This is a genomic window from Parapedobacter luteus, assembly GCF_900168055.1.
Taxonomy (GTDB): Bacteria; Bacteroidota; Bacteroidia; order Sphingobacteriales; family Sphingobacteriaceae; genus Parapedobacter; species Parapedobacter luteus.
Map to the genome: position 1 here is coordinate 454,911 of NZ_FUYS01000002.1, position 12,594 is coordinate 467,504.

Sequence of the window (12,594 nt, forward strand, 5' to 3'; positions counted from 1 at the left end):
TCGTCAACGGTCACGGTATTCACTTTATTGGATCATTTATGAAAAATTTTTACTCCGCCTTCCCGAAAGGTATCGTATTCGTAGCGTTGCTATGGGCTGGGTTATCGCAGGTATCGGCACAGGTAGTCTTTCGTGAAACCTTCGATACCAACCCTATCGGTGCTACGCCGCAGACCAGTTTTGAGGTCACCCATCAAGGTGTATTATTCGATATGGTGTTTACCAGCGAAGGTGATGGCGGAGATATCGCTTGGGATCATGTGGGGGGCTACGAAAATTCTCCTTCGATCAATTTTAATTCGGCGAGTGACAATCTTGTGACCAGGGAGGTGGTCACCATCACCCGTAGAGATGGCGCAGATTTTCTGTTTGTGGCGTTGTATATAGACAATACCGCAGAGCCGGTGACGGTGCAGGGGTTTAAAGACGGAAATGCGGTTGCGGGGAGTTTGCGGACGGTTCCGACCGGCGATAAAGCGGTTTTGGATTTTGGGGGCGTCTTGGTGGATGAAGTGAAGATAAGCGCTGATGATTTTTTCCTCACGATTATTGACGGTGTTTTCCTTAACTATCCGCCGGAAATCACCACCTCCGGCGGGACAACCACCTTTACGGAATCCGTTAGCGGTGGCCCGGTACCGGTAGTGATCGACAATGGCTTAACGGTAAGCGATCCGGACAATACGACCCTTGCTTCGGCCACCGTGGCGATTACCGGCAACTTCCAAATCGTTGAAGATGTGCTTGGCTTTACCAACGACGGTGTTAACATGGGCAATATCACCGGTAGCTACAATGCGGCTACAGGCACACTGACGCTCGCATCAGCCGGTGCGACGGCAACATTGGCCGAGTGGGAGGCCGCCCTCCGGGCTGTCACCTATAGCAATACTTCAGAGGACCCGAATGTTGCTACGCGTACGATCAGTTTTGTGATAAGCGATGGAACCGATGACAGCGCACCGGCAACGAAGTCCGTCGCTGTGGTGGCGGTGAATAATGCGCCGGTGGTGACGGTGCCGGCCTCGATTACCGTCACGGAGGACGAGGCCAGCCCCCTTAGCGGCATCAGCTTTGCCGATGTGGACGCCGGGACGGGCCTGGTGACCGCTACCTTTTCGGTGCCGAGCGGTTCGCTGGCGGCGACCAGCGGAGGTGGTGTTACCGTTGGCGGGACGGCCAGTGCCCTGACGTTGACGGGCACGATTGCAGACATTAATGCGTTCATTGCTGCAAGTGGAGTCACCTATACCACGGCCTCGAATGCGACAGCGGATGTGACCTTGACCGTGACGATCAACGACAACGGAAATACAGGCTCGGGTGGGGCTCATGAGGATACCACCACGGTAACGCTGGAGGTAACGGCGGTGAACGATGCCCCCGTAAATGCGGTTCCGGCTGCACAGTCGGTCGACCAGGACGGCATATTGGTATTCAGCACAGGCAATGGCAATGTGATTTCCGTTTCGGATGTGGATGCAGGGGGAGGCACCATACAGGTGACGCTGACAGCCACGAATGGGCTGCTGACGCTGGGAAGTACCACAGGATTGTTATTTACGGTCGGTGATGGAGCCGCTGATGGCACAATGACCTTTACGGGGACCATCGCCGCTATCAATGCCGCGCTGAACGGGTTGGCATTTGTGCCTGCAGCAGGCTACAACGGCCTGGCGAGCTTGCAAATCAGCTCGAACGATCTCGGCCTTACGGGGGCGGGTGGACCACAGGAAGCGAATGATACAATCAGCATCACGGTGAATCCCATCAGCCCGATAGTGAATGCCGTGGGAGCTAGTAGCCCGGATGGGATGTATAAGGTTGGTGATGTGGTTTCCTTAACGGTGGCGTTCGACCAAGTCGTGATGGTGGATGAATCGGGTGGAAAGCCTGGTCTGCTGCTGGAGACGGGCAGTACGGACCGGGAGGCGGTGTATGTATCGGGCTCGGGCTCGAATATGTTGACGTTTGCCTACACGGTGCAGGCTGGGGATGCGAGCGCCGACCTCGACTATGCATCCACTGCCGCCCTGGCACTTAACGGCGGCACCATACAGAATGCTGCCGGCCTGGATGCCGTACTGACCCTGCCCGCAACGGGCGGTGCCAACTCGATCGCCGGCCAGCATGCAATCGTGATCGATGGCGTGGCCCCGGAGGTTACGTCGGTAGCGGTGCCGGCTGACGGATATCATGTGGCGGGCGATGCGCTGGATTTTACGGTGCATTTCAGCGAAAACGTCACGGTGGACGCAACGGGCGGCAGGCTTCACCTCGAAGTGACCATCGGCACGGCTGTCGTACAGGCGGGCTATGTGAGTGGCTCGGGCAGCAACGCGCTGGTATTCCGCTATGTGGTGCAGGCGGGCGAGGTAGACCTCGACGGCATTGCCGTGAGTGGCAGCCTTGTGCTGAATGGCGCGACGGCCCGGGATGCGGCGGGCAACGATGCACTGCCTGCGCTCAACAACGTCGGCACCACCACGGGTGTGCTGGTCTATGCGGTGCGGCCCAGTGTGACGCTTAGTACGCCGGTCTCATCGCCGGTGAATGCACCGTTTACCGTATCAGCGGTGTTCAGTGAAGCGGTCACCGGATTCACTGCAGCGGATATCAACGCTACCAATGCAACGGTGGCTAACCTGCAGACCTCGGACAACATCACTTGGACAGCACTGGTGAGCCCGGCGGCGGACGGAGTGGTGAGTGTCCAGGTGCCGGAAAATGTAGCCGTCAATATCGGAAGCAACCTCAACACGGCTTCGAATATACTGGATGTGAGCTACGATAACACGGCCCCGACGGTAGCGATAGCGTTATCTCAAACCTTGCTGAGGGACGGCGATAGCATGCTGGTAACGTTGACGTTCAGTGAGCCGGTGATCGGGTTGGCCAATGCGGACATCACCACGCCGAATGGAACGTTGACACCGATAGGATCGGCTGACGGGGGGATTACCTGGGCGGCTGCCTTTACGCCATCGGCGGGGGTGGAAGTTGTGGACAATGTCATCACCGTGGACAATACAGGCTACCAGGACTTGGCCGGAAATGCGGGGGCAGGAACGTCGGATTCTGACCGCTACGCCATCGATACCAAAGGCCCGACGGTCATTACACAACATATCACCGTTTACCTGGATAACGACGGCATGGTAAGTATCCTTCCGCAGCAAATAGACAACAACAGTACGGATGGCTTCGGTATTGCCAGCCTCGCGCTTAGCCAGACAGACTTCGACTGTGGCCAGTTGGGCGATAATGCCGTGACGCTGACGGCTACCGATGTGAACGGCAACGTGGCGAGCGCCGATGCGATCGTGACCGTGGTGGACAGCACGGTGCCGGTGGTGCGTACCCGGGACATCATCGTTTACCTCAATGCGTCCGGCGCGGTAAGCATCGCCGCGGCAGATATCGACAATGGCAGCTCGGATGCGTGCGGCATTGCAACCGTCACGCTTGACCGGGCCGACTTCGATCGTAGCCATTTGGGCAATAACACCGTGACGTTGACGGTCACTGATGTGAACGGCAACGTGGCGCGTGCTGATGCAACCGTGACCGTGGTAGACAATATCGCTCCTGTGGTCACTTCGACGGATGTGCCGGCCAACGGTTATTACCGCGAGGGGGATGTACTGGACTTCATAGTGAATTTCAGCAAAACCGTAACGGTTGATGAAAATGCGGGCACACCGTATATGGAACTTACTGTGGGCATGGCCACCGTGCGGGCAACTTATGCCGGTGGCTCGGGCAGCGATGCCCTGCAATTCAGCTACATGGTCCGGGCGGGCGATCAGGATATGGATGGCATCGCCGTGGGTGGTTCCATCGTGCCGGACGGCGGCACGGTACGGGATGTGGCAGGCAACGATGCGGCAATGGAACTGATTAACGTGGGCAATACAGGCGGGGTGCTGGTCAATACGACGCATCCTGGTGTCGTACTCACCACGACGGCCGTATCGCCGGTAGATGGGCCGTTCACTATTTCGGTTGCTTTCAGCGAGGCGGTGACCGGATTTACGCTCGACGACCTTACAGCGGTGAACGCTACCCTCAGCGGTTTGCAGACAACAGACTATATCACGTATACCGTTTTGGCGACACCGTCAGCGGGGGGCACGGTGCGGGTGTCGGTTCCGGCTGGTGCGGCTGTCAATGTCGCCGGTAATGGAAACGGTACATCTAATGTGTTGGATATACAGTATAACCAGACAGTCACGGGCGTCACACTGGCAGGTCGCAGCTTCGTGTACGACGGTACGGCCAAATCACTGGCCATCACGGGAACATTGCCCGTGGGTACGTCGGTGCGCTATGCGGGCAACGGCCGCACCGAGGTGGGAAGCCAGACGGTGACGGCCACCATCAGCGGCAGCAACTACGAGACGCTGGTACTGACGGCGGAGCTGACCATCACACCGGCTGTGCGGAGCATCGATTTTCCGCCGCTGCCGGAAAAGGCGTACGGGGATGCGGACTTCGTTGGGGGTGCTACGGCGAGCAGCGGGGAGGCGGTAAGCTATACGAGCAGCAATACGGCGGTGGCTGAAGTGGTGGCCGGTGGGCGCATCCGCATCACCGGCGCGGGAAGCGCCACCATCACGGCGACGGTACCGGAGAGCGGCAACTACAGCAACCGGCCGGAGGTGAGGCGCGAGCTGACGGTCCGGCGGGCACAGCAGTCGATTTCCTTCAGTGCGCCGGCGTCTGTACACCGCGATGCGGGCAGCATCGCGCTGGAGGTATCGGCCTCAAGCGGTCTGCCGGTGAGCCTGGCCGTCGACGATGGGCAGGTGGCTACGGTGGAGGGCACGGCGCTGCACATCCACCGCCTGGGCACGGTAACCATCACGGCCACGCAGGGGGGGGATGCCAACCATGAGGCGGCGGCGCCGGTGGCGTTGACGGTACGGGTCACGGACCCTTCGTCGGACTTTCCGGTGCGTGTGCACCCTGCGGTATCGCCCAACGGGGACGGCATCAACGAGTTCCTGATAATCGAGGGTATCCGTGATTACCCGGCCAACCGGGTGAAGGTATTCAACCGCAACGGTACGGTGGTGTGGGAGGCCAGCGGGTATGACAACGACCGGGTGGCGTTCCGGGGCATCGGCACGGGGCAGCAGCGGCTGCCTGCCGGCACGTACTTCTACATCGTGGAAATCGGCAGGGGTGGCGGCACGGAATACCGGAGGGGCTATTTTGTATTGAAGTATTGATTGACTAGGGAATAGTGGGGTGTTGATTATGGGGATATTTATGAAAGATAATAACCGAAACAGCGATAACATGAAACGGAACCTGATTCTTTTGCTGGGCAGTTTGCTTTCAGGGACAGCCCTGCATGGCCAGCAGGCGCTGACGCCGACGCAGTACGGCCAGCTGCGCACGGTCATCAATCCGGCGGCGAGCCTGATGTCGCCGGCCGGGGAGGTTTCCATACTGGGGCGGCGGCAGTGGGTGGGGCTGGACGGCGCGCCGGAGGTCTTCTGGGGCAGCGGCCACCTGGGGTTACAGGGGCTTGGCGCCACGGCCGGGGTGAACATCCGCCATGAAAGCCTGGCGGTGGAGAAGCTGACGGAGGCCTCGGTGTTTTTTGCCAAGTCGGTCCGGATATCGGAGACAGAGTACGTGGGTTTATCGCTGAATGCGGGGCTGAGTTACATGGACGGGCGTTTCTCGCAGCTGGACCCGCAGGATCCGGCCTTCCGGGAGGATGTGCGGGAGACGGATGCGCTGGTGGGCTTCGGGGTGGTGCTGTACCGGCCGGAGCGGTATTATGTGGGGCTGTCGCTTCCGCGGCTGATGCTGGGGAGCCTGGGGGTAAGCAGCGACAGCCGGTACAACTTCCGCAACCTGTACCACCTGACGGCGGGAGCGCTGTTTGGGCTGGGGGCGGACTTCCACATCAGGCCGAGCCTGCTGGTGACTTACGCAGAGAGCCTGCGGCCGCAGGGTGAAGCCTCGGCGATGGTGTTCGTCAGGCAGGTGTTCGGCCTAGGGATGAATGTGCGGAGCTACGGGGAACTGGCGGGCATGGCACAGTTCAACTTCGCGGGCTTCGGGCTGGGCTACAGCTACCAGTTCGGCACGCGCAACGAGCCGCTGAACCGGCGTATCAGCAACAATACCCACGAAATCGGCCTGAGCTACCGGTTTGGCGGCATCATCGGGATGCTTTAAGGTCCGCGGGTTTGCGCGTTGCTATAAATACGCTGCCTATACAAGATACAAGGCCTGTACGGCATGCCCGCAGAAAAATGATATCTTTGGGCATTTGTATAATCGACGTCGCCCATGAAAGGATTGAAACAACTGGGGCTGGTCACTTGGATAATGTGGCTGTCTGGCCAACTGCATGCCGCGCAGGAACCGGCGTTGCCGAATATGGTAGTGTTTATCGCGGATGATCTCGGGGCCACGGACATCGGCCCCTATGGCAATACCGCAGCCCGAACGCCACATCTGGATGAACTGGCCCGTGAATCGATGGTGTTTCGGCAGGCATTTGCGGCTTCGCCTACTTGCGCGCCTTCCCGCAGTTCATTGCTCACAGGTTTGTACCCCATGCGCCATGGTGGGCATGGCAACCATTCGGGGGTGCATGCCGGAACGATGTCGTTGGTACATCACCTTACAGACCTGGGTTACCGCGTGGCAATTGCCGGAAAACTGCATATCGGCCCCGAAGATGTTTTCCCTTTCGAACGCATTGCCGGTACCAACGTGGTGGAACCCGGTTTCGAAAAGAACCCGGGCCTGCATTACGACCTGAACCTCGATCCAGTAGACAACTGGTTGGCGGGGCTGGACACCGGAAAACCCTTTGCACTGGTGGTGGCCGACCATAGCCCCCATGTGGTTTGGCCGGAAGTACCGGCCTATGACGCTGCCGAAGTGGACATCCCGGCGTTCCATATCGATACGGAAGATACCCGCAAAGCGCGGGCTCGGTACTATACGGATGTGACGAAAATGGATCGTAACCTCGGAATATTGCTGGCACTTCTGGATAAACACCGCATAGCGGAAAACACGGTGCTGATGTTTACTGCAGACCAGGGGCCCCAATGGGCATTCGGCAAGTGGGGGCTTTATGACTATGGTATCCAGGTGCCGCTTTTGGTACGTTGGCCCGGGCGTGTGGCGCCGGGCTCAACAAGCGATGTGCTGGTATCGCACGTGGATGTACTCCCTACGCTGATTGAAATCGCGGGAGGTAACCCGCCAACGGGTATTGACGGCGCCAGTTTTCATGCAATACTGCGCCAGTCCACCGAGACACGCAGCGGGGTCGTTTTTGCGTCCCACACGGGCGACTTGCAGATGAACCGATCGCCGATGCGTATGCTGCGAACGCAGCGGTATAAATACATCCTGAACTTGGCTCCCCAGGTGCGCTACCATACGCACATGGACCTGGCTGATGACCACGATGGGGGCCGGGAATACTGGCCTTCATGGCGCCGCGAATCCTTTCGCGACCCGCATGCTGCCTCGGTACTCTGGCGATACCACAACCGGCCGAAAGAAGAACTGTACGATGTGCTGAATGATCCTTTCGAACAGCATAACCTTGCTGAGGATGAGCAGTACATGGCATTGATGGAAGTATTCAGGAAAGAGATGGCGGCATGGCGGAAGCGGCAGGGCGATGGCGAGACGGGGCCGGAAGAAGCAGTGGCGAAGCCCAGGAAACCGGGCGAACCGCCGATAGCACCTTATGTGTTTTGAATCTGCAACGGTATTGATGCGGCATCGGCAAGCGGCTGCCCGATATTCCTGATCTGACAATGCCCCACGCATCAGGTGGGGCATTGTGCGGCGTCGGTATGACGCCTATGGATGTCCGGGCCTTGGCAACGGATTATCGGGTGGCGATAATGGTTTTGTGCGTATCTGACAGCAACATATCGGCACGCTTGATGGATTCGTGGATGTACTGTTCAACCTCGGTGAGCATGGGCAGCGTCTTTGCAAGGCTGGCATGGGCTTCTTTCGTTTTCTTGAGCGCTTTGGCCTCGCGTTTGAGTTCCTTCTTCAACTGGGTCTGCAGCACTGCGATGTGGCGTGCTTCCTGGGCGGTCCGTTGCTCATGGGCGCGGGCGTATCGCACCTTGATTTCGGCGATGGCTTTTTGGCTTTCCTCCACGCGGATGCCGTTGTCGATGTCTTGCTGGTATACGCCTACAAAAAAGGCTTCATCGCGCGCCAGGTCGGCGTGGCTGCCTGTCTGGTTTTGGATGCGCTGTACTGCTAAGTCGTATTGCTGCCATAGAACGCTGACGTTGCGCTCATGGAAGGCGACCTGTGATTTGAAAGCTTCCAACCGCTTGGTGAGTTCGCTGACCTCGTTTGTAATGGGATGGATGGCCACGGGTTTGTCGGCAGCATGGGCAAAGCATGTGGTTCCTGCATTTGCTGTGGCAAAAAGTGTGATGATGGCTAATGTTTTCATGATGTTGTTTTTTTGATTATCAATTTTTATTTTCTCTCCTGATTTTGCCGGCTTCTGTACCGCCGGGTGTTTTCCCCGGCTTGGCATCGCCGTACTGTGCCAATACATGATATTTCTGTACCAAAATCACAATGTGTTGATATTCAGTAAAATAAATTTTGTTATAAATGGAGGGCTGTTCGATAACGGACAATCGATTGTCCGCTTGCGTACGGAATCGGGCAATACGATCGTGGTATCAGGCTTCCACCAGTTCCAGCAAGGCTATCTCTGGTGGCATCCCCAGTCGGCCAAGGTAGCCCAGAAAGCCGAATCCGCGGTTGACGTAAAGGTATTGTGACCCCCGTTGGTAAAGCCCAGCCCATTGTTTGTAAAAATATTGCACTGGACTCCACCTGAGCCACTTCGACTCGATGCCGAATTGCATGCCGTGCGTATGCCCGCTGAGGGTAAGCGCGATTTGCGGATAAGCGCCGACCACCTCGGCTTCCCAATGGGAGGGATCATGGCTGAGGAGGATGACCGGCGGCTCGCCTGATATCCCCGAAAGGGCTTTGGCGAGGTTCCCATAGCGGGAAAAGGCGGCCCGGCCGCTCCAGTTTTCGACTCCGGCGACGACGAGTGCATCGCCATTTTTCTTGATGGTCACGGATTCATTCAAGAGCACCCGCCAGCCGGCCAAACGCTGGTAATGCAGCAACGTCTGGAGGTTGTGCTGCTTGGCACTGAGCGATGGCCAGCGGACGTAATCGCCGTAGTCGTGATTGCCCAAGACGGAAAAGACGCCCAAAGGCGCGCGGAGTCTGGCGAAAATGTCGAGGTAGGGCTTAAACTCAGCTGCCCGGTTGTTAACCAGGTCACCGGAGAAGAGGATGAGATCGGGCCGCAGTGCCATGACCATATCGACTCCCTTGCTGACCGCGTCAGGATTGTCAAAACTCCCCGAGTGGATATCGGACAGCTGCACAATCCGCAGCCCATGGAATGCTTTCGGAAGACCGCGGATGGGTATTTTCACAGTTCGTACCTGATAACGGTAACGCCGGGATACGCCATACAGCAAACCGATGGTCAGCATGCCGCCGGATAGCATGGCCAATTGGCCGGCAATGGGACTGCGCGATAGGTTGGTGGTCCCGCTGGAAGGCGTAGCGGACCAGGCAGTTTGCAACACCACCCATACGGCCCTCACGCCAACGAGCAGATCACTCATGAACATCACCGATGCCATGACGATCTGCCCGAGAAGCACGGCAATTAGCGCATGTACGGTGTGCTTGAGGGCAGCGCTGGGCCAGCCGATGGACGACCAGCGGCTGAACATCACCGGGCTGACCAATGCTCCTGCACTGACCAACAGGTAGGCGGCTATCAGCACATGCCGGGTGGGCACATCCATGTCCTTCAGCCCCGTGTATACAGCGGTGAAGGCGTAGTATACCGTGCCTGCAAAAAATACCAGGAAATAAAATATCCGCATGCTGTTTGTCCCAAAGCCATAAATATCGGAAATAGAATCCGTAACCCGCTAAACAGGAGAGATTGTTTTACTTTTTTGAATATGCGCGGATTTTTGTTATCATTGGTGATGCGAAAAGTTAATCGGGCGATGTTATTGTTGGTCATGGCCGTGGCCTGTAGCGTCCATGCATGGGCCATGAATGCAGCCGATACGTTGAGAGTATTGGCTATCGGCAACAGTTTTTCGGAAGACGCTGTAGAACAATATTTATATGAACTGGCCGCGGCCGCCGGTAAGCCGGTAGTGATCGGCAATATGTACATCGGTGGGGCGCCGCTGTCACTCCATTGGGAAAATGCGCAAGGCGACAAGGATGCGTACAGCTACCGGAAAATCGATGCCAACGGAAAGAAACACACGCGCGAACAGGTGAGCATACGTACTGCACTGCGTGACGAGCCGTGGGACTACGTGTCCCTGCAACAGGCAAGTCCGCTCTCCGGCCGCTTTGACTCCTATGCGCAGCCTATCCATGCGCTGCACCGGTATATCGACAGTGTGTCCGAAGGCACGGTGAAATATAGCTGGCATCAGACCTGGGCATACGCACCGTCTTCGACACACGAGGGCTTTGCTGCCTACGGCAAAAACCAACAGACGATGTACCGCGCTATCATGGAGGCTTCCCGAAAGGCACAGGCGCTTATTCCGTTTGACTTGCTGATACCCAGTGGAACGGCTATCCAGAATGCGCGCATGACTTTCCTGGGCGATGATCTGACACGGGATGGCTACCATCTTGACCTGCATATCGGGCGGTTTATTGCGGCATGCACGTGGTTTGAAGCGTTATTCGGCCAGCAGGCTCCGGTGGACCGCTACCGTCCTGAACAGGTGACCCAGCAGGAGGCTGATGTGGCAGGTGAGGCAGCCCATGCCGCTATCCTGCAGCCGTTTGCCGTGTCGGCAATCGCTGCTTCCACTACTTCTCATTCCAATGCTCGGCACCGGTAATGCCGTGTTCTGCCGCGTTAAATACGGGATCCTTGCCGGCTTTTTTCTGCTTACGGTAGTCTTTCAACGCCTGTAAAGCGGGCTTGCGAAGCAATAGAATTGCGATAAGGTTGAGCCACGCCATGAGACCTACGCCGATATCGCCCAGTGTCCAGGCTGCTTCGGCGGTTTTCACGGTGCCGTAGTACGTGGCAAATAAAATGAGTACGCGTAGCACCCAAATTGCCCACCGATGGCGCCCTTTGCTATCCAGGTAGCTCAAATTGGTCTCGGCCATGTAGTAATAGGCCATGATGGTGGTAAAAGCAAAAAACAGCAGCGCAATAGCCACAGCAGGCCCGCCGATGGTAGGGAAATGCGCTGCAATAGCATGCTGAGTATATGCAGGGCCGATTTCTACGCCGGGAAGGTTTTCGACAAGGTATCCGCCATCGGGATGCTGGACATTGTATTGGCCTGTGAAAAGAATCATGAAAGCCGTCGCTGTGCAGACAAATAGGGTATCCACATATACGGAAAATGCCTGCACAAGCCCCTGCTTGGCCGGGTGGCTTACCTCCGCTGCCGCCGCCGCGTGGGGTGCTGTGCCTTGTCCGGCTTCATTGGAATAAATGCCCCGCTTGACGCCCCATGCGACCGCCGCACCGATAACTGCGGCAAATGCGGGTTCAAGGTTGAATGCGGATTCTACAATCAACAGGAGTACATCAGGCACCTGCCTGAAATGAAAGGCAATGATGATGAGCGCAAGTAGGATATATCCGCCGGCCATGAACGGTACTACAACTTCAGCTACTTTGGCGATACGCTTGACCCCGCCGATAATGATCAATCCGAGCAGCAGCACCAACGCTATGCCCGTGTATTCCACGGGAATGGAAAATGCCGTAAGGCTGCTTAATGCGATGCTGTTGCTTTGCACGCTGGGAAGAAATAAAGCGGTGCTTAATATCGTGGCCACGGCGAATACGATGGCATACCACTTGACGCCAAGCCCTTTTTCAATATAGAAAGCAGGCCCGCCGCGGTATTGGCCGTCTTTTACCTCTTTATAGATTTGTCCAAGGGTTGCTTCGACATAAGCGGATGCACTGCCAAGGAATGCAATGATCCACATCCAGAAGACTGCGCCGGGCCCGCCCATGGCGATAGCGGTGGCGACGCCGGCGATGTTGCCGGTGCCAATCCGCCCCGACAGCGCGATGGCGAAGGCCTGGAATGAAGAAACTCCTTTTGTTGATGACCCGCCAGTAATCAGAAGCTTGACCATGTCTTTGAAATACCTGACTTGCACAAATCCCGTGGCAAAAGAAAAATAGACGCCTGCTGCCAGGCATAATAGTACTAAAGCATTGCTCCAAATAACGTTATTGATGGCGTTTATCGCTTGTTCCATGTATGGTAAGGTTTGTATCTTGTTGTTGTTTATCTTATCTGCATGAAGTTAGGTAGACCGTTGTACCGGATGTCTTAACGGGGGCGTACCGGCAAGCTTTCCATGCTCCCGTCGAAAAATCGGCAGGTGCCGAAATACTGGACCGTAGATGCCTGCCGACACGGGCAAAGCCGTGGCATTAAACATGGAAAGAATGGTACATCCAATAAAATTACTGATTAAATTCGGCAAAGGGATTGCTGACATCCC

General features: G+C 56.9%; 7 protein-coding genes. 4 read left to right on the plus strand and 3 right to left on the minus strand.

Translation table 11 applies throughout. The features are described 5' to 3' along the window. Positions 1-38: 38 nt before the first annotated feature. The 3 genes from B5X72_RS05170 to B5X72_RS05180 all read left to right on the plus strand — a co-directional run bounded on the left by B5X72_RS05170 (position 39) and on the right by B5X72_RS05180 (position 7,749). Positions 39-5,234: an Ig-like domain-containing protein gene (locus tag B5X72_RS05170; RefSeq protein WP_139378542.1), complete on the plus strand. Its 5,196-nt coding sequence runs from the start codon at positions 39-41 to the stop codon at positions 5,232-5,234. Positions 5,235-5,274: 40 nt separating this feature from the next. Further along, positions 5,275-6,198: a PorP/SprF family type IX secretion system membrane protein gene (locus tag B5X72_RS05175; protein WP_176146104.1), complete on the plus strand. Its 924-nt coding sequence runs from the start codon at positions 5,275-5,277 to the stop codon at positions 6,196-6,198. 114 nt (positions 6,199-6,312) lie between these two features. Then, positions 6,313-7,749, plus strand: a complete 1,437-nt coding sequence (locus B5X72_RS05180; protein WP_079715761.1) for a sulfatase family protein — start codon at positions 6,313-6,315, stop codon at positions 7,747-7,749. A 133-nt stretch (positions 7,750-7,882) separates the two neighbouring features. Here B5X72_RS05180 and B5X72_RS05185 read toward each other — a convergent pair whose 3' ends face one another. Further along, complete coding sequence (locus tag B5X72_RS05185; protein WP_139378544.1) at positions 7,883-8,473, minus strand: hypothetical protein; 591 nt, start codon at positions 8,471-8,473, stop codon at positions 7,883-7,885. 238 nt (positions 8,474-8,711) lie between these two features. After that, positions 8,712-9,953, minus strand: a complete 1,242-nt coding sequence (locus tag B5X72_RS05190) for a metallophosphoesterase (RefSeq protein WP_079715763.1) — start codon at positions 9,951-9,953, stop codon at positions 8,712-8,714. Between the two features lie 108 nt (positions 9,954-10,061). Between B5X72_RS05190 and B5X72_RS05195 the strand changes: the two genes are divergently transcribed. Further along, positions 10,062-10,949 (plus strand): DUF4886 domain-containing protein, encoded by an 888-nt coding sequence (locus B5X72_RS05195; RefSeq protein ID WP_079716024.1) that lies wholly within the window; start codon positions 10,062-10,064, stop codon positions 10,947-10,949. Here B5X72_RS05195 and B5X72_RS05200 read toward each other — a convergent pair. Next, entirely contained in the window at positions 10,918-12,345 is a 1,428-nt protein-coding gene (locus tag B5X72_RS05200; RefSeq protein WP_079715764.1) for an alanine/glycine:cation symporter family protein, read from the minus strand. The two genes, B5X72_RS05195 and B5X72_RS05200, sit on opposite strands and share 32 nt — an antisense overlap. Positions 12,346-12,594 lie beyond the last annotated feature (249 nt).

What these genes read in the sequence shown, in the direction of transcription:
- B5X72_RS05170 (WP_139378542.1), top strand. Translation starts at nt 39, where the DNA reads ATGAAAAATTTTTACTCCGCCTTCCCGAAAGGTATCGTATTCGTAGCG.
- B5X72_RS05175 (WP_176146104.1), top strand. Translation starts at nt 5,275, where the DNA reads ATGAAAGATAATAACCGAAACAGCGATAACATGAAACGGAACCTGATT.
- B5X72_RS05180 (WP_079715761.1), top strand. Translation starts at nt 6,313, where the DNA reads ATGAAAGGATTGAAACAACTGGGGCTGGTCACTTGGATAATGTGGCTG.
- B5X72_RS05185 (WP_139378544.1), bottom strand. Translation starts at nt 8,473, where the DNA reads ATGAAAACATTAGCCATCATCACACTTTTTGCCACAGCAAATGCAGGA.
- B5X72_RS05190 (WP_079715763.1), bottom strand. Translation starts at nt 9,953, where the DNA reads ATGCGGATATTTTATTTCCTGGTATTTTTTGCAGGCACGGTATACTAC.
- B5X72_RS05195 (WP_079716024.1), top strand. Translation starts at nt 10,062, where the DNA reads ATGCGAAAAGTTAATCGGGCGATGTTATTGTTGGTCATGGCCGTGGCC.
- B5X72_RS05200 (WP_079715764.1), bottom strand. Translation starts at nt 12,345, where the DNA reads ATGGAACAAGCGATAAACGCCATCAATAACGTTATTTGGAGCAATGCT.